Origin of the sequence: Hoylesella timonensis S9-PR14 (assembly GCF_000762405.1) — a bacterium.
Classification (GTDB): domain Bacteria; phylum Bacteroidota; class Bacteroidia; order Bacteroidales; family Bacteroidaceae; genus Prevotella; species Prevotella timonensis_A.
This window is the reverse complement of the sequence record NZ_JRPQ01000155.1, coordinates 1-24,003: the sequence shown is the minus strand read 5'-3', so window position 1 is coordinate 24,003 and position 24,003 is coordinate 1. Positions and strand designations below refer to the sequence as shown.

Annotated in this window: 22 protein-coding genes; 13 read left to right on the top strand and 9 right to left on the bottom strand. The window is 41.8% G+C overall.

Going from position 1 to position 24,003, the window contains the following annotated elements; genetic code table 11:
- The first annotated feature begins 207 nt into the window (after positions 1-207).
- The 5 genes from HMPREF9304_RS09970 to HMPREF9304_RS09950 all read left to right on the top strand — a co-directional run bounded on the left by HMPREF9304_RS09970 (position 208) and on the right by HMPREF9304_RS09950 (position 9,094).
- The gene (locus HMPREF9304_RS09970) at positions 208-2,286 is read left to right on the top strand and encodes a M3 family metallopeptidase (RefSeq protein ID WP_036928651.1); all 2,079 of its coding nucleotides are present in this window, start codon (positions 208-210) and stop codon (positions 2,284-2,286) included.
- A 73-nt stretch (positions 2,287-2,359) separates the two neighbouring features.
- On the top strand, positions 2,360-2,782 hold the full coding sequence (locus tag HMPREF9304_RS09965; protein ID WP_008125741.1) for a deoxycytidylate deaminase: 423 nt from the start codon (positions 2,360-2,362) through the stop codon (positions 2,780-2,782).
- 87 nt (positions 2,783-2,869) lie between these two features.
- Positions 2,870-4,567, top strand: a complete 1,698-nt coding sequence (locus HMPREF9304_RS09960) for a S41 family peptidase (RefSeq protein WP_036928642.1) — start codon at positions 2,870-2,872, stop codon at positions 4,565-4,567.
- A gap of 55 nt (positions 4,568-4,622) precedes the next feature.
- Positions 4,623-5,171, top strand: a complete 549-nt coding sequence (locus HMPREF9304_RS09955; protein ID WP_036928650.1) for a 5-formyltetrahydrofolate cyclo-ligase — start codon at positions 4,623-4,625, stop codon at positions 5,169-5,171.
- Between the two features lie 32 nt (positions 5,172-5,203).
- Positions 5,204-9,094 (top strand): TIM-barrel domain-containing protein, encoded by a 3,891-nt coding sequence (locus HMPREF9304_RS09950; protein ID WP_036928639.1) that lies wholly within the window; start codon positions 5,204-5,206, stop codon positions 9,092-9,094.
- A 151-nt stretch (positions 9,095-9,245) separates the two neighbouring features.
- Here the strand turns inward: HMPREF9304_RS09950 and HMPREF9304_RS09945 are convergent, their stop codons facing one another.
- Complete coding sequence (locus HMPREF9304_RS09945; RefSeq protein ID WP_036928637.1) at positions 9,246-9,536, bottom strand: DciA family protein; 291 nt, start codon at positions 9,534-9,536, stop codon at positions 9,246-9,248.
- 113 nt (positions 9,537-9,649) lie between these two features.
- The gene (gene recF / locus HMPREF9304_RS09940; RefSeq protein WP_036928635.1) at positions 9,650-10,762 is read right to left on the bottom strand and encodes a DNA replication/repair protein RecF; all 1,113 of its coding nucleotides are present in this window, start codon (positions 10,760-10,762) and stop codon (positions 9,650-9,652) included.
- A gap of 213 nt (positions 10,763-10,975) precedes the next feature.
- On the opposite strand from recF, the gene HMPREF9304_RS09935 reads away from it, so the two are divergent.
- From HMPREF9304_RS09935 to HMPREF9304_RS09925, 3 genes are all read left to right on the top strand, one after another.
- A complete protein-coding gene (locus HMPREF9304_RS09935) occupies positions 10,976-11,677 on the top strand; it encodes a tetratricopeptide repeat protein (RefSeq protein WP_036928648.1) in 702 nt (233 codons plus the stop codon).
- Between the two features lie 4 nt (positions 11,678-11,681).
- Entirely contained in the window at positions 11,682-12,158 is a 477-nt protein-coding gene (gene ribH / locus HMPREF9304_RS09930; protein ID WP_008125730.1) for a 6,7-dimethyl-8-ribityllumazine synthase, read from the top strand.
- Between the two features lie 93 nt (positions 12,159-12,251).
- Positions 12,252-12,635 (top strand): hypothetical protein, encoded by a 384-nt coding sequence (locus HMPREF9304_RS09925; protein ID WP_036928646.1) that lies wholly within the window; start codon positions 12,252-12,254, stop codon positions 12,633-12,635.
- A gap of 19 nt (positions 12,636-12,654) precedes the next feature.
- Here the strand turns inward: HMPREF9304_RS09925 and HMPREF9304_RS09920 are convergent, their stop codons facing one another.
- Positions 12,655-13,551, bottom strand: coding sequence for a hypothetical protein (locus HMPREF9304_RS09920; RefSeq protein WP_156104804.1), 897 nt, complete (start codon positions 13,549-13,551; stop codon positions 12,655-12,657).
- A 98-nt stretch (positions 13,552-13,649) separates the two neighbouring features.
- Entirely contained in the window at positions 13,650-14,279 is a 630-nt protein-coding gene (locus HMPREF9304_RS09915; protein WP_156104803.1) for a hypothetical protein, read from the bottom strand.
- A gap of 131 nt (positions 14,280-14,410) precedes the next feature.
- On the opposite strand from HMPREF9304_RS09915, the gene HMPREF9304_RS09910 reads away from it, so the two are divergent.
- The 3 genes from HMPREF9304_RS09910 to HMPREF9304_RS09900 are packed head-to-tail and all read left to right on the top strand — an operon-like array spanning position 14,411 to position 16,825.
- On the top strand, positions 14,411-14,983 hold the full coding sequence (locus tag HMPREF9304_RS09910; RefSeq protein WP_197061671.1) for a DUF4840 domain-containing protein: 573 nt from the start codon (positions 14,411-14,413) through the stop codon (positions 14,981-14,983).
- Positions 14,973-15,524, top strand: coding sequence for an RNA polymerase sigma factor (locus HMPREF9304_RS09905; RefSeq protein ID WP_036928627.1), 552 nt, complete (start codon positions 14,973-14,975; stop codon positions 15,522-15,524). Before HMPREF9304_RS09910 ends, HMPREF9304_RS09905 begins: the two co-directional genes overlap by 11 nt.
- Positions 15,521-16,825, top strand: coding sequence for an outer membrane beta-barrel protein (locus HMPREF9304_RS09900; protein WP_036928625.1), 1,305 nt, complete (start codon positions 15,521-15,523; stop codon positions 16,823-16,825). The genes HMPREF9304_RS09905 and HMPREF9304_RS09900 overlap by 4 nt, the downstream gene beginning before the upstream one ends.
- Before the next feature lie 843 nt (positions 16,826-17,668).
- Here the strand turns inward: HMPREF9304_RS09900 and HMPREF9304_RS14985 are convergent.
- The 4 genes from HMPREF9304_RS14985 to tcmP all read right to left on the bottom strand — a co-directional run bounded on the left by HMPREF9304_RS14985 (position 17,669) and on the right by tcmP (position 20,028).
- Entirely contained in the window at positions 17,669-17,812 is a 144-nt protein-coding gene (locus tag HMPREF9304_RS14985; protein ID WP_231564510.1) for a DUF3990 domain-containing protein, read from the bottom strand.
- 85 nt (positions 17,813-17,897) lie between these two features.
- Positions 17,898-18,122: a DUF3791 domain-containing protein gene (locus HMPREF9304_RS09895; RefSeq protein ID WP_025072240.1), complete on the bottom strand. Its 225-nt coding sequence runs from the start codon at positions 18,120-18,122 to the stop codon at positions 17,898-17,900.
- Positions 18,123-18,337: 215 nt separating this feature from the next.
- Complete coding sequence (locus HMPREF9304_RS09890; RefSeq protein ID WP_036928623.1) at positions 18,338-19,075, bottom strand: phage Gp37/Gp68 family protein; 738 nt, start codon at positions 19,073-19,075, stop codon at positions 18,338-18,340.
- Complete coding sequence (tcmP, locus tag HMPREF9304_RS09885) at positions 19,072-20,028, bottom strand: three-Cys-motif partner protein TcmP (RefSeq protein WP_036928620.1); 957 nt, start codon at positions 20,026-20,028, stop codon at positions 19,072-19,074. The genes HMPREF9304_RS09890 and tcmP overlap by 4 nt, the downstream gene beginning before the upstream one ends.
- A gap of 602 nt (positions 20,029-20,630) precedes the next feature.
- On the opposite strand from tcmP, the gene greA reads away from it, so the two are divergent.
- Positions 20,631-21,095 carry a transcription elongation factor GreA gene (gene greA / locus HMPREF9304_RS09880; protein ID WP_036928617.1) on the top strand — a complete coding sequence of 155 codons (465 nt, stop codon included), beginning with the start codon at positions 20,631-20,633 and terminating at the stop codon, positions 21,093-21,095.
- A 146-nt stretch (positions 21,096-21,241) separates the two neighbouring features.
- On the opposite strand, the gene tamL is transcribed toward greA, so the two are convergent.
- The gene (gene tamL, locus HMPREF9304_RS09875; RefSeq protein WP_052046085.1) at positions 21,242-23,461 is read right to left on the bottom strand and encodes a translocation and assembly module lipoprotein TamL; all 2,220 of its coding nucleotides are present in this window, start codon (positions 23,459-23,461) and stop codon (positions 21,242-21,244) included.
- 386 nt (positions 23,462-23,847) lie between these two features.
- Here tamL and HMPREF9304_RS14705 point away from each other — a divergent pair, with 386 nt between their 5' ends.
- Complete coding sequence (locus HMPREF9304_RS14705; RefSeq protein ID WP_197061670.1) at positions 23,848-23,997, top strand: hypothetical protein; 150 nt, start codon at positions 23,848-23,850, stop codon at positions 23,995-23,997.
- Positions 23,998-24,003 lie beyond the last annotated feature (6 nt).

The window sequence follows — 24,003 nt, the reverse complement described above, 5'->3', positions numbered from 1 at the left end:
AAGCAAAAAGATTTAATCCTATTTTTTTCATGTCGCAAACTTAGAGTTGATTTCGCTGTTAATTTCTTCTGCGTTGTGTACAAAAATTGAAAGATTATTCCCCAACGAAACAGCGAGTGTGATAACGATTGTTAAATGTTATTTTTATAATTAGGTGTTATGATATTTTTCGTACTTTTGCAATAATTATTAGAAGATTGTATGTTTATGAAAGAAAGCATGACGGAGAAAGCGAAACGACAGAATATTTTTTTTGAAACTTATCACACATTACACCACACCTTTCCTTTTGACAAGCTACGTTTTGAGGATTACGAAGAAGCTTTCATGGAAGGAATACGACGGGACAATGAAATCATAGAAAAGACGATTAACGACCCCGAAGAACCTACCTTTGAAAACACTATCGCACGAGTAGACGTATCAAAGGGCGAGGAATATTATGACTTATTAGACAAAGTTTCGACGGTTTTTTCGTGTATGCTCTCCGCTGAGACCAACGACCAACTGGATGAACTGGCACAGAAGCTCAGTCCTATACTGACAAAGCACGCCAACGATGTACAGCTTAACAAACGCTTGTTTGAACGTGTCCAACAGGTGTACCATCATCATCGTGAATTGACGCCCGAAGAACAAATGCTGCTCGAAAAGACATACGACAGCTTTGTACGCAGCGGTGCACTCCTCACCGATGAAGAGAAAGCACAACTAAGGAAGCTAACGGAGGAAGCGAGCATGCTAACACTGCAATTCTCGCAAAACTTACTCAAGGAAAACAAAGCCTATACACTGCATATCACAGACGAGAAACAGTTGGACGGCTTGCCCGACACGGCACGTGACGCTGCTGCCCACACTGCCAAAGAGCGCAACTTGCAAGGTTGGGTGTTTACGTTGGACGCGCCCAGTTATTCGCCTTTCATGACTTACTCTACTCAACGTGATTTGCGACACCAAATGTACATGGCACGCAACACGGTAGGTACGCACGATAACCCAGAGAACAATCTAAAGATTTGCCAGCAATTGGTAAACTTGAGACGAGAGATTGCGCAGCTCTTGGGGTACGACACCTATGCCGACTATATCTTGAAGCACAGAATGGCGTCTGATACTGACCGTGTGTACCAACTTCTTAACGACTTGATAGAAGCCTATAAGCCTACGGCGCTGCAAGAAAAGAAGTCCTTAGAAGAGTTGGCAAAACGATTAGAAGGAAGCGAATTTGAAATACAGCCGTGGGACACCGCATACTATTCGCACAAATTGCAGATGGAGCGATACAACTTAGATGCAGAGATGTTGCGCCCTTACTTTCAATTAGAGAATGTAATCAAGGGTGTGTTTGGATTGGCTACCCGACTCTATGGCATCACGTTCAAGGAGAACAAAGACATCAAGGTGTATCATCCTGATGTAAAAGCTTTCGAAGTATTCGATCGCGACGGTTCGTACTTAGCAGTGCTTTATGCGGATTTCTTTCCACGGAAAGGCAAACAGAGCGGTGCATGGATGACGGAGTTTCAAGGGCAGTGGATTGACCGCAAAGGGAAGAACGTGCGACCTCATGCTTCGATTGTCATGAACCTTACCAAGCCTACCGCTACAAAACCTGCCCTACTCACCTTGGGTGAAGTAGAAACTTTCTTGCACGAGTTCGGTCATGCACTGCATGGCATGTTTGCCAACACACGCTTTGAAAGTTTGTCGGGCACCAATGTGTGGTGGGACTTCGTAGAACTTCCCTCGCAATTCATGGAAAATTATGCGGTTGAACCCGAGTTTTTACAGACCTTTGCTTTCCATTACGAGACAGGCGAAGTGATACCCCATGAGCTCATCGAACGAATACGAAAGAGTCGCAACTTCATGGTAGGCATGGCATGCTTGCGGCAAGTGAGCTTTGGGTTGTTGGATATGGCTTATTACACGCAGCGTAAAGACTTCCATGAGGATATCATCCCCTTTGAAAAAGAAGCTTGGAAGAAGGCGATACTTGGCAAGCAGTTACCAAACACCTGCATGACAACCCAATTCTCGCATATCATGGCAGGCGGTTATGCGGCTGGATATTACAGTTATAAATGGGCAGAAGTGCTGGATGCTGACGCTTTCAGCGTGTTCAAGAAAAATGGTATCTTTGACCAAAAGACGGCAGAAAGTTTCCGTCAAAACATCCTTTCGAAAGGAGGCACAGAACATCCGATGACACTTTACAAGCGATTTAGAGGACAAGAGCCAACCATTGATGCACTCTTAGAGCGCAACGGTATCAAGAAATAAATAGAACAACAAAACAATCTTTGCAAGGATTGCCATAGAGATGCGACTCTTGCAACAGGCGATATAAAATCTGATGATAACAAAAGACAAGCAACACCAATTAGATCAACGCTATTTACGCATGGCACGTATTTGGGCAGAGAACTCTTACTGTCAGAGACGACAAGTGGGTGCATTGGTAGTAAAGGACCAACGTATTATCAGCGACGGATATAACGGCACCCCCAGCGGCTTTGAAAATCAATGTGAAGACGAACAAGGCGTTACCCATCCCTATGTGCTACACGCTGAAGCCAACGCCATTACCAAGTTGGCACGCAGTTCGAACAACAGCGACGGAGCAACTCTTTATGTCACTGCCTCTCCCTGCATTGAATGTGCAAAGCTCATTATCCAAGCAGGCATCAAACGAGTTGTCTACGGAGAGAAATACCGTTTAGATGATGGTCTTAACTTACTGAAGAAAGCCAACATTAAAGTTGAGTATTTGGAATAATAACTTAATAACTAAAAAACTCAACAACTCATTAACTCAAGAACTCAACTCAATAACTTATCAACTCATTAACTCAATAACTCACCAATGAATAATAAGAAGTCAAATCGTTTTATGCCGCTCATGATGGCACTTTGTGTGGTCATTGGAATTATCGTTGGCTCATTCTACTCCAACCATTTTTCTGGCAATCGATTGAGCATCATCAATACGGGAACCAACCGTATCAACAACTTACTGCACATCATCGACGATCAGTATGTAGATAAGGTTAATCTGGATTCCTTGGTAGAGGACGCAATGCCAAAGATATTAACCGAACTCGACCCGCATAGTGTGTACATCAGTGCGAAAGATGTAGAAGCAGCCAATCAAGACTTGCAAGGTTCTTTCTCCGGCGTTGGCATTCAGTTTGTGATACGACAAGATACTATTCATGTACAAAATGTCATTCAGAACGGACCTGCTGAACGTGCTGGTATTTTGGCTGGCGATAAGGTTGTAATGGTAGACGACCAGACTTTTGTTGGAAAAGCGGTTACCAACCAAGAAGCAATGAGGCGACTCAAGGGACCAAAGAACACAAAAGTAAAGATTGGAGTGCTGCGATATGGGCACAGCAAGCCGCAATCGTTTGTCGTAACGCGTGGTGACATCCCAATTAAGAGCGTATCTGCCACTTATATGATTGACGACAAAACGGGCTATATCCGTATAAAAAGCTTTGGAGAAACAACCTACGCAGAGCTGTTGGTGGCATTAGCAAAGCTTGGAGAGTCAGGCTTTCAGAATTTAATCATCGACTTGCGTGATAACACGGGCGGCTATTTACAATCGGCAGTACAAATGGCGAATGAGTTTTTACCTAAAAACAAACTGATTGTGTACACCGAAGGACGCAAATCTCCTCGACAAGATTTTCGTTCGGATGGTCGTGGCAGTTACAAACAAACGCCATTGGTAGTACTGATTAATGAAGGTTCAGCATCGGCAAGTGAAATATTTGCAGGTGCAATGCAGGACAACGACCGAGCTACAGTCATTGGACGTCGCTCGTTTGGTAAAGGATTAGTTCAAAAGCAAATAGAGTTTTCGGATGGTAGTATGGTTCGACTCACGATTGCACGCTATTATACTCCTTCGGGAAGATGTATTCAAAAGCCCTATGTACATGGTGAGACAGATGATTATGCACAAGATTTGATGAGCCGATACGAGCACGGAGAGTTCTTCTCACAAGACTCTATCAAACACACGGGTCCCAAATATCACACCAGTAACGGACGTGTAGTGTATGGCGGAGGAGGTATCACGCCGGACATCTTCGTACCTGAAGACACCACTGGCTTTACTTCGTATTATAAACAAGCCACGATGAGTGGACTCATCTTACAATTCGCATTTACCTACACTGATGATAATCGTCCAAAATTGAACAACTTCAAAGAGATGATGGAACTGGCAGACTATCTTAAAAAACAAAACCTTGTTGACAAGTTTGCCACCTATGCAAACGACAAGGGACTGAAACGGCGCAACCTCATGATACGTAAATCTCATTATTTGCTCGACAGATTTATCAATAGTCGCATCATCTACAATATGCTTGACGAACAAGCTTGGCTGGAGTATGTCAATGAAGATGACGCAACCATACGTGAGGCACTGAAGACTTTCAGAAACAATGCAGCCTTTCCAAAGGCTCCAGCAAAACGAGTAGCCAAAGCAACATCGCTGCAACGCCAGCCTGAGATAAGACAAATGCCACAAATATTTCAAGCATAAACGATGACACAAAGTCTTCTTGTATGTAAAACTGGCTAAAAAATTCATGATGGTTATGGATAAACAAACGCTAAGAAAACAAATACGACAATTGAAACGCACATTCACACCTGAACAATTGTGCGAAATGTCGACACCCATTACAGCAACTTTGCTCGAACATCCTCGCATAAAGGTAGCCAACACCATTCTGCTATACGCATCGTTGCCAGACGAAGTTGACACCCATTGTCTGATGGAACAGCTACTGGCGCAGGGGAAAAACATTCTGCTACCTGTTGTGGTTGGTGATCATGACTTGAAAATATGCCCTTACAAGCCATCTTCTCAAGTTGCTCAAGGACCGTTTGGCATCATGGAACCGCAGGCAGATGCCTTTACAGCATTTGATGAAATTGATGTGGCACTCATTCCTGGCATGGCATTCGACAAACAAGGAAATCGATTGGGACGTGGAAAAGGCTACTACGATCGTTTCTTGAGCACCGTGCCCCACCTATATAAAATAGGTATATGCTTTCCATTTCAACAGGTAACCGAGGTTCCCGCTGACAAAAACGACATCCGCATGGATGAAGTCGTTGTATCTACAAATAATATCTAACCCACAAAAACAGGACTTATTAAAAATAAAATATGAATATTCTAAAGAACAACAAGCACTTATTAGGATACTCCTTAGCAATAGCGTTGCTCATCACTGGAAGTAAAAACAATCCCATTTGCGCAGGTAACAAACCACTAACAGCACGGCAAGCACAAACAAATGTGTCTACCAATAAAAATGCAGTTATTTCTCGAGCCGTGCAGATAAATCCAACGACGGTAGAAGTCTATGATACAAACGATAAGCACATCACCATTGATTTTTACGCTAACAACATCTTCCGTCTTTTTAGAGACGACACGAACCCCGTTGTTCGTAACCCACAAGCTACACCTCCTGCGGATATATTGGTGAACAATCCACGTCTGCCCCTTACCGATTTTACTTTAAAAGACAAGGGAAACAACATCATCATCTCTACACGTAACGTCACACTAAGCATTGACAAAAAAGATGGTAGGATGAATGTTACCAACAACCTCAACGGAAAGAATGCACTCGAAGACCTCATGGTGGCAGATATCAACGCACAAGGTACCACTGTTACGATGAAGGCTCATACAGATGAATACTTTTTTGGCGGAGGTGTTCAAAATGGACGCTTCTCACACAAAGGAAGAAGTATCGCCATAGAAAACACCAACAATTGGGTTGACGGAGGTGTAGCATCACCGACACCTTTCTATTGGAGTAACAAAGGCTATGGCGTACTATGGCATACCTTCAAACCCGGGCGATACGATTTCGCTGCAGCACAACCACAACAAGTGAAACTACATCATCAAGAAGCCTACCTCGATATGTTCGTGATGGTAGACGAAACACCTGTGGCACTGCTCAATGACTTTTACCAACTAACAGGACACCCAGTACTGATGCCTAAGTTTGGATTTTACGAGGGACATCTCAACGCATACAACCGCGATTATTGGAAAGAAGACCCCAAAGGAAATATCCTTATGCCCGATGGAAAAACATACAAAGAAAGCCAAAAAGACAACGGAGGCATCAAGGAAAGCCTCAACGGAGAGAAAGGAAACTACCAATTCTCGGCGCGTGCTGCCATAGATAGATATGTGAAGAATGATATGCCTTTAGGTTGGTTCTTACCCAACGATGGCTATGGAGCAGGCTACGGACAAACCAACACGCTTGATGGAAATATTGAAAACTTGCGGAAATTTGGCGACTATGCAAAAGCAAATGGCGTACAGATAGGACTATGGACACAAAGCGACCTACATCCAAAACCTGGCATAGAGCCTTTGTTGCAACGTGACATCGTGAAAGAAGTGCGAAATGCTGGAGTACGTGTACTCAAGACTGATGTAGCATGGGTGGGCAACGGCTACTCATTTGGTCTCAATGGTGTGGCTGATGTCGCTCACATCATGCCTTACTACGGAAATAATGCACGCCCCTTCATCATTTCACTTGACGGTTGGGCAGGAACACAACGTTACGCTACGATATGGAGCGGTGACCAAACAGGAGGAGATTGGGAGTACATTCGTTTTCACATTCCTACTTTCATTGGCTCTGGATTGTCAGGACAACCCAATATTACCTCCGATCTCGATGGTATCTTTGGAGGAAAGAACCCTATTGTGAACATCCGAGAATTCCAATGGAAGACGTTCAATCCTATGGGACTCAATATGGACGGTTGGGGAAGCAATCCTAAATATCCTGATGCACTTGGTGAACCAGCGACAAGCATCAACAGACATTACCTGAAATGGAAAAGCCAACTCATGCCCTACACCTATTCTATAGCTCATCAAGCCATTGACGGTAAGCCAATGATACGTGCTATGTTCTTGGATGACCCGAACCCTTACACGCTCGGCACCAACACAGAGTACCAATTTATGTATGGTCCTTCATTGCTCGTTGCACCTATTTATAAAGATACGCAAATGGACAAGGAGGGAAACGACATTCGTAACCGAATTTATTTGCCTGAAGGAAAATGGGTAGATTACTTTACAGGGCACACTTACCAAGGAGGATGTATTATCAATAACTTTGAGTCACCCATTTGGAAGCTGCCAGTATTTGTAAAAGCCAACGCTATCATTCCCATGACCAATGCCAACAACAATCCAACTCAAATAAAGAATGACTTGCGCATTTATGAAATATATGCAACGCCCAACAACGAAAGTCACTTTGAAGAGTACGATGATGATGGCAATACACAGGCATACAAATGTGGTGAATATGTCACCACCGACATTCATGCAGAGACTGACGGTAAACAAAACCTTACTATCACCATGGAACCCACCAAGGGCGCATTCAAAGGATACGAACCCAATAAACAAACATTGCTACGTATCAATGTGAGCCAGCAACCAAAGAAGGTAACAGCAAAGGTGAATAACAGAAGCATAAGGCTTAAATGGGTAAACAATCTTCAAGAACTCGATGCCAGCGACAATGCTTGTCTCTACCTAAAAGAACCCAATCTGAACCAGTTCTCCACAGCAGGTAGCCAAATGCAACACGTGCAAATGACAAAGAATCCACAACTGTTGGTAAAGATAGCCAAGACTAATGTAAGCCAAAACAAGATGGTGGTGAAAGTTAAAGGATTTGATTTTAACATCACCTTACCCGCACTGGCTCAACACACTGGTTCCTTAAAGGCTCCTCTCCCACAAATAGCACAAAAGTCTATTGGCGCTTTCTCACTTACACCAACATGGGAAAAGACAGCCAATGCAGACTATTACGAGATATTGTTCAATGGAATGACTTACTCAACAATTCGTCAAAACCAGTTTACTTTCAACGGACTGCAACCCGAACAAACCTACTCGTTCAAAATTAGAGCTATCAACAAGGACAATCAATCTGAATGGCAGGACTTCATAGGGAAAACAAAAGCCGATCCGCTGCAATTTGCCATCAAGGGCATCAAGGCACAAGCTACCTGCGCCAATCAGCCAGGACAAGGAACGGATAAACTGTTCGACTTCGATGAGAAAACCACATGGCACTCCAAGTGGGGAAAGGGCGAAGCCATACCTGCCGACCTTATCATCGACTTAAAGTCTGTGAACACCCTTGACAAATTAGAATACCTGCCACGCGAGGATGCAGGCAATGGAACGTTGCTACAAGGCACTATCGCCTACGCTACCAACCGACAGAGCTGGAGCAATCCCACAGCCTTTGAATGGAAACAAGACGGAGAATGTAAAACATTCACATTCAAAGAAAAGCCGCAGGCTCGATATCTTAAACTACAACTCACTAAAGCCGTTGGCAACTTCGCTTCAGGAAAAGAAATGTACGTGTTTAAGGTACCTGGTACAGAAAGTACATTGCAAGGCGACATCAATCGTGACAAGTTTATCGATGAAAACGACCTCACGTCGTACATGAACTACACGGGGCTGCGCAAGGGCGATAGCGATTTCGACTACATCAAGATTGGCGACATCAACGGCAACGGACTCATTGACGCCTACGACATCTCGTGCGTAGCTACGGAACTGGACGGAGGAGTGCGCAACTCTAACGACAAGGTAGACGGGAAATTGGTGTTAGTTCCCAACAAGAAAAGATTCCAAGCTGGTGATATCATTGAAGTTAAAGTCGTAGGCAAAGGCTTACATTACGTCAACGCATTGAGCTTTGCCCTACCCTACAACACCAATGAATACGAATACGTAGGTACACAATTACTGAACATGAAAGATATGGTGAACCTTACCTACGACCGTTTGCACACCAATGGACAAAAAGAACTAACGCCAACATTCGTCAATCGTGGCAACAACTTCTTATTGGACGAAGGCGATGTAGAGTTGTTTATCATCAAGTTGAAAGCAAAGAGGGCTGGTACGTTCAATCTAAAAGCCATCGATGGCATGTTGGTAGACAGAAACTTAGGTTGCGTAACATTCTGATAATGTCAACTTGAGAGCTTAAAAACTCATCAACTTATAAACTTGTGAACTCGTAAACTCGTCAACTGGTGAACTCAAGAACTTAAAAACTCAAAGACTCAAGAACTTACAAACTCGTCAACTCGTCAACTTGTGAACTCGTCAACTAACCTCAGTACACCTTTACATCGCTGATGACAAAAGCTCCCACAGCAGTATTGAGTCTCTTCACCAACTGCGAGCGCATCATAGAAAGATCCTGCCTTAGTGCAGGATTTTTTATTTTTACAAACAACGTCTGGTTACGAATAAATTTCTCGCCAGTATAAGCATTGACAGTCTGCCCAACAACTTCAGACCACGCATCAATGAGTCGTCGTTGGCGAAGTGGGGTTTCAAGTCCACCCTCACGCAATGCCTTTTGCAATATTTCATCTAAAGTTTGTACCTGACGCTTAAACATATTTTACTAAAAAAGTGAAGTTTCTTCATCAAACCATAACAAGTTTGTGCTTGAGAATATGGAGGAAAATAAATAAACACAGCGAACTATTCCTTGAAATCTATTTCAGAACACTACTTACTTCCTCTATTTTCGACAATATCCCCATTATTCACCACAAATAATTTATAATCAAACGAATGACTGCTTAATATTCTATCTAAATGAGCCCGATTGGTATCGGTCATGAAAATTTGTCCATAAGTCGTACTGGTCACTAAATCTACAATACGCTCTACCCTCTCTGCATCCAACTTATCAAAGATATCATCTAACAACAGTAATGGTTGGGTGGCAGAAGACGTACGCTGCAAGAAATCAAACTGCGCAAGCTTCAGCGCTAAGACATAAGTTTTGTTTTGTCCCTGACTCCCTTCACGCTTCATCTGATAATCCCCTATCATCATTTGCAGGTCATCTCGATGAACACCATGCAGCGAATAACCCACAGCCCTGTCCTTCATGCGGTCACGCTGAATAACGTCTAATAGCGGTCCCCTTTGTGCGTGCGATATATACTGCAATGACACCTCTTCATGATGTCCTGAAATACTGTCATAGATAGATTGAAAAACAGGAATGAACTCTTCGATAAACGATTGCCTTATTGCAAAGATTGCCTCGCCTTGAACAGCCATTTCTTGCTCGAGAATTTCCAAGAGAGACAAATCGGGAGCATCCTCTTTCTTCAAAAGCGCATTACGTTGAGCTAAAGCTTTATTATATCTGCTCAAATGTTCTATATAGGTTCGATTTAATTGCGAGATGACCATATCCAAAAAGCGTCTGCGCTCTTCGCTCCCTCCCTCAATCAATATCGTGTCCGAAGGCGACACAAAAATCAGCGGTATCAATCCAATATGCTCCGAAAGTCGCTTATAATCCTTGTCATTGCGCTTAAATCGCTTCCTTGTTCCACGCTTCAATCCACAATGAATCAGTTCCTCGTCACCGTCGTCTCGCAAATAAGTTCCCTGCAAAGAAAAGAAATCCCGCCCATGAAGAATCAATTGCGAATCAATGGGATTAAAAGCACTTCGACAAAACGATAAATAATAGATAGCATCCAATAAGTTAGTCTTTCCTTCTCCATTATGCCCTATGAGACAATTCAACTTGGAGGAGAACTCCAAATCTGCCACTTCTATATTTTTGTAATTAAGGATTGAAATCTTCTTTAAAAGCATGAACAAGCATTTATAAATCGAAAAGCTGATGAATCGATAAGTTTTGCAAAGTTACCTTATTTGATAGTCAAAAACGAAAAAAGTAAGTAATAAATTTCAATATATCGGATAAATACTTTAATTTTGCAACGCATCATGGCTTGGGATGTCATCTTAGCACGTTTCATGCCAAAGAATGAAAACCGAAAAAATAAATATAAATATTATCATAAAATGGCAAACAAACAAGTGAAGGGAGTAGAAGAAACGAATGAAGCTCTCACCAAATCACAAGCTTTCTTCGTTAAGAACAAAAAAGCTATTATCATTTCTGCTGCAGCAATTGTAGTTATTATTGTTGGTATTTTCTTGTACAATGCTTATGTACAGAAACCACGTGCTGAAAAAGCAAGTACCGAACTGGGGAAAGGTCAACAATACTTCAATGCAGGCGATTTTGAAAAAGCATTGAATGGTGATAAAGTTAATTATAATGGCTTTCTTAAAATCGCAAGCGATTACAGTAGCACCGATGCAGGAAACTTAGCCAACCTCTATGCTGGCTTGTGTTATGCCAATATGGACAAATGGAACGAAGCAGTACAGTATCTTGATAAGTTCAATGGAAAAGACGATGCCATGATTAGTCCTGCTGCGTTAGCTGCATTAGGCAATGCCTATGCACACGTCAACCAATTAGACAAAGCCGTTAGCACCCTCAAGAAAGCTGCAGAAAAAGCCGACAGCAAAGCAGAAGGAAAGGTAAATTACAGTCTTGCACCAACCTTTATGATGCAAGCAGCAGAGATCTTAGAAAGTCAAAACAAGAAAGAAGAGGCACTCAAGATTTATCAAGACATCAAGAAAAAGTATATCAACTCGGCAGTTGTACAAAGTTCCGAGATAGATAAGTACATTGAACGTGCGTCCAGATAAGCTTATGTCGACTACATTACATCATTTATCCGACTATGACGCCAGCAAAGTACCCGATGCCAGTAACATGTGTATTGGCATCGTGGTATCCGAGTGGAATTCTGAAATCACAGGAGCATTACTTGATGGAGCGGTTTCCACGCTCGAAAAGCATGGAGCATTGCCCGAGAACATCCATGTGAAGACGGTTCCAGGCAGTTACGAACTTGTATATGGCGCACACCAAATGGTACTCAATGGCGGCTATGATGCCGTGATTATCTTAGGATGCGTCATTCGAGGCGAAACGCCCCACTTTGATTATATCTGCCAAGGAGTCACCAATGGGATAGCTACCTTAAATAGTAAAAGCGAGATTCCTATTATCTTTGGTCTGCTCACCACCAACGATTTGCAACAAGCCAAAGATAGAAGTGGCGGAAAATTAGGAAACAAAGGCGACGAGTGTGCGGTAGTAGCTATCAAGATGGCGAAGTTTTAACGCACAAATTAGGTTTGATAAGCCCATTCTATGATTGTGTTCATGGGCTTATCAATCCACCCACAAACAACCTCTTATCAACCCTACCCTATCATGAAACTATACCAATTGCTTCAAGCTTACGATTTTGACGAACTCATGCCCGTTATCAATGACATGTTTCCTGGCACCAGTAAGTTTCGTCCCGAACTCAAGCACGCTTACGATTTGCTACTATCTATGCAGCCAGTAGCATCGAAAAAAGCCATTCGTTACAAGATATTACCAGGCGACACTGCCAATCACTCGTACGTTGGAGCTGAAGATACTTGTTTCAATGCCACTTGGGAAGTATGTTTAGGAAAAGACGTGTCTCGTGAACGTGGGGTGGATCTCAGCGATATTGAATTGGTAGCAAATAGCTTGGTCAACTTATGCCTGCAAGCTAAGTATCCCAAAGTGTTCGAAAAGGATCACCAAACACTATTGAAAGGCTGAAAAAACACCTTATCCCTCTTTACCGTTGCCAACTCTCTTTTATATCATTCATCTTGATATAAATCTCGTCATACGTCAACGTAATATCATAGGTATCTGTCGTTCGGTCAATCGTGTCTATGGCAATAAGCCTCAAATCACCTTCGTAACTCGATACATAGGTCTGATTTGCATCACTGCTCCTTAAATTCTTTGCATCAAGATACTTGGGCAAGGTGATAACTTCGAATGGCTGAGTAATAGAATACAGCAATTTTAGTTGAGGAGTTGCACAACTCTCCAACTCTCCCTCTCCTTTTAATGCAAAGTGTGGATAATCCGAGTAACTACTCCATGTTACTGTCAACGGTTTATTTTTCATGAAGAAAGCCTTACGAGAAAGGCGATTACAAACATTGGTTGCGTCTGTACTATCACTTTTTACTACTGTTGACTCCTTTGCATCACTCCAACTCTTTTCAATCGTCCACTGATTAGAATCAACATCCTTTACTTGTAAATGATAATACAGTTTGCCATCACCACTTGAAACAGCAGCATCAATTTTCCAATCAGTCGAAGAGGTGTTGAAAAAAGAGATGATATAGAGAATCTGTCCATATTCATTTTTTACCAACATATTATAAAAAAACTGACTGTGCTGTAGGTCACGTTCCCTTAATATTTTAATATTTCTAAAGTAAAGAGCATTGACAGAGTCTCGACCCTCAACAGTGGTTTGCCTTATATATTGTCTAAACATTTGTGTATAGGCAACGATATTCGTCAAACTTTTCATATTTGTTTCCATATATAGATAAGCTGTTCTACCTGCCTTCGTCTTATGCCATTGGTCATAGTCTTCTTCCTCCCATTGACATCCTGCAAGAAGGGTTGCTGTTACCATAAGTATGCTTATAAATAGTTTTGTCTTCATCTGCGTATTGTTTATTTTTTATGTGGTTGTATTACATTTTCCTAACCATGAAGTGCCTCTTGTTTTTTCCAAAGGATGTACTGTTTTCGTTTATCTAATTACCAGCGATATCCAACACCTGCCCTTAATAATCCACGAACATTCGTTGTTATTTCACTGAATCCATAAAATTTTGTTCCTACTAAGAAACCAAAAATAGTGGCATCTTTTATCATATGAGTTTTTGCGGAGTACTCGGAAGCATCATAATGCTTATACAACAGTTTGTTGAAGCCTAACGATATGCCGCTATAAAAGCTATATTTTTGGTGTATGCAATAATAGTAGCGCAAACTCCACAATGCAATGAAGTCATGCAAATCTAACTTTCCGTCTTTTTGCGCTGTTAGTGATCGATATCGTTGACACATACTGTAGCCGTAACAACCCTGTAGACCAACAGCCCAATGTTTGCTGATATGATGAAAAATGTTTACCCAAACCGTTGGACTCGATTTCATTTCATCGATATAAAATTTTCCTGCATGATAATCGTCCATTGGGGTTTCTCGATTTAATAAAGGTGAGGGATAATTACTATCATATTCATTTCCATAACTATTGTGCAAAGCGATGCCCACTGAAAGCTCAGTACGCTCGTAGGGATACCCTTTTTGAGGGGTCTCCTGCGCTTGTACGCCCAACCGAATCCCCATGAGTAGTAACATTGTGACTAAATATCTAAACATCTTTTTTGGTATTTATTTTTATTATTTTTAATTCCTTACTGTCTTTATAATGAAGAAAAAGTAAAAATCTTGCATTTCGCATGCAAGATTTTTTTATTTTAACGTTATTAGAGTATAAAACGATTCAGCAAATGAGATCACTTTTTTATCTTTTCATAGGGATATTGTTGACGGCATGTACCTCATACAATGACGACCCGTTAAGCGAATCCTTATATAGCTCAAACAGACAAATACCGTCCTATTTCGGGAAATATCAGGGCATTTGGACTTATCAAGAGAAGCAAATAGGCACAGCCCAATTAGAATTAGGTATACACCAAAGCTACACTTACATTCCTCTTTTGCCTGATGCTAAAGTGGCTATCATGCGCAAATTGGGACTCACCACGCTTCAAGTCGTACCAACTAATGCCTACCATGTACTCTATCAAGAGACAGGCTATTCGGCAACCACCATTTATATGGTGGCACTGCCCAGCGATTACACCTATTCCTTCACGGCGAATGGCAAGAGCCACTTCATTCAAATCATCATCCAAAAAGGGAATGCAGCGGGTGCCTATAACGAACAAAACGAGACTTTCTCATCGGTATTTTACATAGAGGCGGTGAAAGTGGACAACAGTACCATCGTTAACTACAAAGAACCTCAAGCCGTTCAATTTCATACTCTCAAGAAAAGTGCCACTGGTGGAAACTGAAAAACAACTTCTGACAGCCATTCTCAACGGCAACCAGCAAGCCATGCGACAGTTGTACGAGCGCTATTGTGGCTATGCCATGACCGTTGCACTAAGATACATCCCCGACCGTGATGCGGTGCAAGATGTGCTGCAAGACAGTTTTGTCAAAGCCTTTTCTGCCATCCAGCGGTTTAAGTATCGGGGCGAGGGCTCTCTCAAAGCGTGGCTCATGCGCATTGTGGCAAACCAGTCGCTGACCTATCTACGTGAGAACCAGCGGCTACAGCTTACCAACGACTTGATAGACGTGCCCGATGATGAACACGAAGATGAGGTAGATACACGACAGCTACCCATAGATGTGCTGCTAAAAATGATACAACAATTGCCCGATGGGTATCGAACGGTATTTAATTTATTTGTCTTTGAACAAAAAAGTCATCAAGAAATAGCCCATACCTTGGGCATCAAGGAAAATTCGTCAGCCTCACAGTTTTTTCGAGCAAAAAACATGTTGGCTCGCATGATTAACGATTACAAGAGAAAGAGTAACTTATGAAACACGATAACTGGATTGACGACTTACAAAAGCGCATGGCTCAACACCAAGAACCTGTTGAGACCGACTTGTGGACTGGCATCGAAAAACAGCTCACCAACCCTCCATATACCAAACACGCAACCCACATCAGCCTGTGGCGTCGATATGCTGCCGCAGCTGTCATCTGTATTGCCTTATTGGGTGGAGCCGCTTATGTGCTGTTTCATCAGCAAACCTCCACACCTTCGCTTGCGGTACAAACATCTCAACAACCCTCCGCAAGTGCCAATCAACAAACCTACATGGAGCCTAAAGCAACCTCTACGGCACAAGGACAGCAACCTACAACCGCCTTAACACCATTGATAGAAACAACCGTCACAAGCACAGGGCAGTCTACTGTTGCTGCATCACAAGTCAAGCCGCAAGCACAACCAGAGGAAATCTTACTCACCAACGTCTCAAAAGATGTTGCTTCGGCTGACAATAGTGGCACCACACAACCCTCTATCGAGACATTTTCTTCCGCTGAACCTGCCACGCAGCAGCCAAATACGCAGGCACAGAGCGCCACCACAACGCCAACTGCCCATGCAACGGACAAGCAAGTAGCACAGCGTACACGCACGTACGCAACGCATCACCATACAACAACTTCAGGACACAACTCCACCTTATCCATGAATTTGTATGCCAGCAATGCGCTCATGAGCTATTCTACCAGTAATCCTATTCATGCAGCCCAACCCGTAATGATGTACAATGACTATTTCATGTCAAAAGCCTACACGCTTTTTGCGGATGATGTATCGCCCATTCTGAACCAAACGCATGAGGAAGTAGTACACCATCAACCCATTTCGTTAGGACTTTCATTCAGCGTTGCATTGCACTCTCGTTTATCTGTCTCTACAGGAGTGGTATATACCAAGCTACAATCTGACTTTATTCAGACCATGGGGACAACTCGCTTCACGACGCAACAGTCGCTCCACTACGTAGGTGTACCCGTGAATATCAGTTATGCGTTTTGGCAAAACAAGCATCTTCGCACTTATGCCATGGCTGGGGCGCAGGTTGACTTCAATGTGAAGGCACAAAACACCAAAGAGGGAGTGACACAAGACATAAAGAAAACAGCCCAGCAATGGTCAACACAAGCTGCTCTTGGCATACAATACAACGTTACGCCTCATCTTGGAGCCTACTTGGAACCGGGACTTAAATATTACATTCCGCAACATCAACCACTCAACACGTACTGGAAAGACAAACCACTACAATTCAATTTGCAAATAGGAGTGCGTTGGCAATATTAGTCTTCAACCACAAGTCCCTTTCCCCCACAACACGCTATCGGTTGCACAGCTGCCTGCTATTGCCCACGATTCTTTTTTTGGAGAAAGATGTTTGCACCACAAGTGTTTCATTAACATGGTCGTTTGATGTCAAAAACAATCATGATATTTTGTACCAACAACGAATTTAACCAATAAAACGAATCCTATTGTTGGATTCAATGAATGCCAGCGTTCACCCAATGAAACAAATTTAGTGAATACTCACAACATATTATTGTTGGCAAATTTGTGCTATTCGAAGAACGCTTGCGTTCATTGCCTTGATGAGTTTATTGGTTTTATTGGTTTTATTTGTTGTTCAACAATTTTTCCCTTAAACAAACGTGCGGTGTATTTGCATCACGAAACACATTCAAAAGGCAACATTGGTAGAATGAGTGGCGCACGATATGAGAGTATAAAAGATGCTGAATTTTCTTTACAAAGTGCCTCTCAGAACTCGCATGAAAATCACCAACAGCAAAGTGGGTCGCAAATACGCGAGAAATGAGCAAAGTTTATAATCTGTTGGTATTTACAGTGTTACGCTTTTGTCGCCACTTTCCTTTCCTATTTTCACCGTTTTTTGGCGGTTAAAGCATTGAGATAAGCCTCCTATTTGCATGCTTTAATAAGGTTGAAGCATGTGAATAACACCTCTAATACATGTTTCCAAGACCGTAAACTCAATGTTTCAGCCTCAAGAGCCGTCTATTTTATCAAAATCAGCGCATTTTTGTCCATCGTTTGCCTATTATTTTTTTCTATTTTGAAGATTTTAGATGGCCGTTTTTTGGTAAATTTTCAAGACAAAAACTACAATTAGTTGTCAAAGCGTTTTACTCGTAGCGCACCACTATCAAGCAGCGCTTCGTCAAAATCATATTTAAGAACGACAACTTCACCTCCTGTCAGTGCCACCCGTGCGGCTGCCAGTTCTTCTGCCTGCCTTCGGTCATCCGACAAGTAGAAGCCCTGCCCAAAGTCCTTGTTAGGTCTTGATTTCGTCAGGTCGATATTGTAAAATTAACATTTGTGCCATGATAGAGTCTCATCCCAAATGTCCTCCCATTCTTTTGCATAATCCAGCGATATCGTCCACCATACTTTCAAACGACTGCGTGTGTACAAAACCGTAATGCTTGTCAATGAAGTCAATACCCTTGAAACGGCTCAGATAGCCAAAAGCTTGTTTCATCGTTAGACCAAAGCGCTTGCCAAACTCATGAATGAAAATCATCGTCCATTCCAATTTTTCTTCCTTGCTGTATTCCATAATGCATTCTCCTTAATTTATATGGATCGGGGAAGTCGAGTTCTGTCTCCACGGTTTCGAACTTACGCTCCCATACCTGTCTATATTTCTAATGATGCTGAAACAACCCTATAAGCACCCCCTTCTCGTTGTCGTTCATTCCTTGCAAGGCTTTCTGCTTTTTCACTATTTCGTATTTTCCATAATTTCTACTTGTTGAGATGGGATTCTACAAGCTAAACTGTCTTTGTCAATGGCATTTCCTGTATCACTCTGCCATCAATCAATTTACCGTTCTTATGCTTATTTCTCTTCACACCATCGCTTCCCCATGTGCCCCATTGTTTGAAGAAGAATGCACCATCTTGCGATTCTACTTGGTGCATGATGTTGGTTACCCATGCCAATTTCATCGGGCGTGCTTTCGGTCCACTTTCTCCTCCTACAATCACCCAATCAATTCCTTTCAGATCCATCTCTCCCAAATCTTCAAGCAAGGGTTCACACGACAGAAATTTGACGCTGGCATGAAGGTCTCTGAGAAAGTCCATCCTGAACTTTGTAGCTTTGCACTCAACAGTTACACCAAGCCATACATTCTGCAGGATCTCTCGTGAGGAAAAATATTCTTTCATTCTTTCAGCACGCTTTGTGAGAATCTGATATCTATGCTGAGGAGTCTTTCGGATAGTTGCCATCATTTTGTCCACAAACTCAAATGGAACCTCTTCATGAAAGATGTCACTCATGGAACAAACGAAAATGTTATGTCCCTTCTTCCAATTCAATGGCTCCTCCAATGCACTTTCATGCAATGTCAGTTCAAAGCCGTTTCTATATTTGTCAAGCCCCATGTTCCTGATTCGGTTTGCCATGGTCTCCGCATAACAGTGTGCGCAGCCTGCCGACTTCTTGGTGCAACCAGTTATAGGATTCCAAGTCTTGTCGGTCCATTCTATCTTTGTTGTTCTCATTTTGATTTCTTTGAAATGATTTGTTGTGCAATATTCATTGCCGTCCTGTTGTGAGAGGCAAATACAAAATGGAAGATGGGCACACCCAGCCTGTTTGTCATAACGAGAGGATCAGGCGTCACATAAGGAAAAAGCGTGTTGAGTCTTTCAACATAAAGCTCTGCAATTCTCTTTATCGGTTCTTTTACCTTTTCCTTCTTTTCAATCTCTCCGAAAAGAGTTTGATCTTTTCTCATTGTGTAGAACCTGTTTTCAATTTCCGCTTTGGTTAACCCAAAGTATTGTTTAAGCTTTTCAATATGTCTTAGTGTGCAATCACGTTCAAGGAGGCGATTAATGATGACACCAGAGGGAACCAATATCCAAAGGTCTATGGAGGCATCTTTTAAGGATGCGATGGTTTCCCAATCCAAATTCATACCGAAAGGATCCAAAAGAACAAGTCCTTTAAACTTGTTTTTGTGATCGGCAAGGTATTTCCCCATTTCTTTAACAATGCTGTTGGCATCTCTATTTCTGAAGATAAGTTTCTTTCCCTGGTCAGAATATGGTTGCAGTTTCTCTTTCAGTTCATCATTTGCTGACTTGTCTAAATCTACAAAATAATAATAATCGAATCCTTGCTGCTTTATGCTCACCACTCGCTCTGCCGCACCTTGATAGACGTTGATTTGTTCGAGAGAAATATCTTGTTCCTTAAACAACTCCATCATCAGTTCAGAGTCAGATTCATGGTTGGTATTTCTTGTTCCGCTACCGGCAAAGCCATCAAAATAAAGTAATTTCCAATTGAACTTGTCACGATATTTATTCATAATCGTAAGATAGGCATTGACATACTTCTCAAAGGCATCCAATTTCTCCTCTGTCCATGGACCTCCCCAATTATGTTGAGAGTCTGAAACAAAGCCGAAATCATTTTCTTCCTGTAAAGGTGTATAGTTATTAGTCATATTATTTAAACCTAATAAAATTAGTACCGTACTTTCAAATATTAGTAGGGAAAGGAAATCCTACCGCCCTTCCAATTCATTAAAGAATAGAAAAAGAAACTCGCTTGCCTAAACCAGCGAAGATGCGGAATAACGTGGAATGTTGCACATCAGCATGTCCATACTCAAGTTGGTTCATTTGCTCTTTATTCATGCAGGAAAATCCTGCTGTTTCTTAAAATATTTATTCATAATTCGTTTTGCCTGATATATTCTCGTTTGAGCATTATTTCTCATCTTATTTGTCACAAAGATAACGAATTAGTAAACAACGCCAATTTTTTTGCCGATAAATTTATATAAAAGTCACAAACAGCTTGCAATCCTACTCTCCTTGTTAAAATCTTCCGCATACCTGATTCTGACGAAAAAGAGGTAGTAATTAACTGACTCATACTGCGTAGACAGTCCATGGGAGGCTTCTTTTCTTACAAAGAAGGCTATAGATAAGTTTTAGCGGACAGCAATAATACTAAAAAACGCTTTCCTGCGTTTTATATGCAACCTCATGCAGGGGCGTCTTACTATTAAATAAAGATGAAAAATTAAAACGAGAGCACATTATGGAATATATGTCACAAGAAGGCTACGACAAGTTAGTGGCTGAATTAAAACAACTTGAAACGATAGAACTACCACGAGTTAGAGACGCCATAGCAGAGGCGCGAGACAAAGGCGACTTGAGCGAAAACTTCGAATATCATGCCGCCAAACGCGAACAAGGTCGATTGCTGAGTCGAATAAGATTTAAGCAGAAAGTCTTGGAGTTTGCTCGTGTGATTGACACCTCTCGTTTGTCAGCCGATAAAATAGGATTACTAAGCAAAGTGACGATAACAAATTTAGGAAACAAAGCCAAGATGACCTATCGCATTGTAAGCGCACACGAAGCCAATATGCGAGAAGGAAAGATATCTATTCACTCTCCCATTGCCCAAGCTTTGTTAGACAAGAAGCGAGGAGATGAGGTAACGGTACGTGTGCCAGCTGGTACTATCACTTTACACATTGACGAGGTAGAGCTATAAAAGAATTGATGCGGTTGGAGTTTTTTCTACTTCCTGCACTCGTAACTACTTTTTCGGTTAGCTTTTAACAGCTTGGATATATGGATGTTTCTTGTGTAGAAATAGCAGTTTAACTGATAGTCTCTTGAGAAGACACAAGAACACGATTAGAAGGGCAAACCAACCGCAAAGTGGAAGGCGAAGTCGCGTTTAAGATTAGGGTGCAAAAAAGCATAATGCTCCTCATTGCTTGTATAAGCTGGATTGATGGCTTTCATGCCCATATCAAATCTAAGGATGAAATAACCGAAATTCAGTCGAAGTCCCAAACCATAAGCCACTGCTATCTGTTTATAAAATTGATCTAATTTGAACTGCCCCCCTGGCTGCTCCTCATAGGCTCGCAAAGTCCAAATATTGCCTGCATCGATAAAGGCAGCGCCATTCAGTTTCCAAAACAGCTTGGTGCGAAACTCTGCATTCATATCCAACTTCATGTCACCAGTCTGGTTGATGAAATCAATTCGTCCATCTGTTCCTCTAAAACTTCCCGGTCCAAGCTCGCGAACACTCCACCCTCTCACCGAGTTGGCACCTCCAGAAAAATATCGCTTCTCGAAAGGCAAAACTTTTGAATTGCCATAAGGATAAGCAATGCCGAGACCTACATGCAATGCTAACGAATTGTTGGAGTCGAATGCTACCAAACGAGTATAAGCAATGTCGCCTTTGACAAATTGCGCAAAGGCGGTATTAAATAGCTTGTATTGTCCATCCTCATTCTTTTTGAACCCCAAGGGCTTTGCCACTCCGCCTAAGATGTTACCCACCGTCTCAATATTGGCAATGACAGCATGCTGACCGTCATTATAGGTGACCCCAAAACCTATCTTCATGAGAAGCAGATTTTCATAATTATATCTCAATATGGCATTTCGATTACTCACGCTCTCCAAATAGTCTCGCTTGAAAGTTTCCGAAATCCAAGGCATGTGGACATAGTTCAAATCTATCAAATCTAAACGATAGGACAAGTGATGATGAGGCTCACTCCAGCGATACCTAAAGGCAGAAGAAAAGACACGCCGATGAAACTCTGGGCGATTCTGCAAGTTATAACTCAACGAAATTTCGGAAGAAGCACTCCGTTGCCGACGAAAAGAATGGGAAAGGAATGGTGCCAAAAATCGTGGAAACAGAATTTTTGCCTCTGCATTATATTCTTGATAATCTTGATCATTGTAACCTTCTAAGCCCGTGATGGCCTCAAAGGCTCCTCGCAACTGTAAGCTCAACACCTCACTCCCACGAAACAGGTTTCTATTTTCATAAGTGAACAGCACAGCGGCTCCCAAATCACCTGCCGTGTTGGTACCTTCAGGCTGAAAAGAGATGGTTCTTGGCTTTTGTTGACTTAACTGAATGTCACAATCAAGCAAGGTAGTATCGGGTAATTCCCTAAATCTTATATTGGTATATTGGATAGCCTGTAGTTTTGCAAAGTTAAGATAGGTTTGCTGAAGTTTGCTCGCAGAGAACGGCTCCCCCTCAATGAGGGCAGTATTATACATTAAAACAGAAGGGCGCAGATTGATTTTTGTGCTGTCTTTCGAGGTATAACGAATCGTTCTAATGGTGTAGCGTGGATGATTGGTGATAGGGGCATCACTATTGGCACGATATTTTAACAGCTTGACTATCAGATTCACTCCCGTTCGCTGACGAGTGGAATCTGCCTCGAACACGATAAAGTCTTTATGAAATTTATAGAACCCACTATCCAATAACAGTTTGGTGATTCGCTCACGTTCTTCGTCTAAACGATCGACAGTAAAGCGCGAACCTGCTTTTAGACCCAACGCAGCATTCTGGGGTCTATCCAATGCCAAAACTCGCTGAATTTGTTGGTCTTGAATGTCGTAAGTTACACTGTTGATATAATAAGGTTTTCCAGGGTGAAGCGTGTAAATAGCCGTTAGCGACTTGCCCTTGGTTTTCACATCAAAAGACACTTCTGCATGCATATAGCCCGCATTTTGCAGTGCCGTCTTCAAATCTTTTTGGGACAGACGTGCTTGTAAGGTGTCAAAAATAACAGGTTTTTCACCAATCTTTTGTAACGTCCTGTTCACCCATTTCGTGGTATCTCGACCCGAAAGCGCATAAGTTCCCAATGGAATTTTGAAAAGAGAGAACCACTTGGAGTTGGCTTTCTGGCGAATGTATGGCTCCAACGAAGCTGCATCAAATCCTTTTTGATCGGATTTGATTTGCACCTCTTCCAGCAAATATTCATTTTGTGGTACAAAACGTGTTGATGAACAACTTGTTATCAAAATGAATATAGCAAAATATATCGCTAATCTAATCTGTTTCAAGAGTTGCATGATTGATGTTCTTGTTCGCTTTCAAATCAGGTTTTCTAAACATGAGGGAAATAAGCCACGTGTAGAGAATGAATGCAAATTTAGATAAAATTCCTGAATTTAAGTCAATAGTCCGTTAAAATTTGAGATGCAGTGCTACGTTGTTTTACACAGTATTTTATTGATTGTTTGTTTTGCGTTTTGGGAATATCTTCATATCTTTGTTGCGAATAAAGACAATCACTGACATCATTGCCACTTCGGTATATTTCGAGATAGGGTGTATAAAGGTGCGGTTTGTGACATCCTTTACTGACTATGAAACTCATATCAATGAGTGAAATATGATAGTTTGAAAATATGAAAATCAATAAATAAAACGTAAATAAAAAGAAAGGGAACGTACTATGTTAGATTTGATAGCATCAGCCCTAATCATGGGAGTGGGTTTGAAAGCAATAGTCGGTGGTGATACGGGCAGAAAGAGAGGAAAGAAAAATAGCAACTATAAGGATGCTATGGGGTGGTCGCACGATAACCACAAAAAATTGTTTTAATAAAAT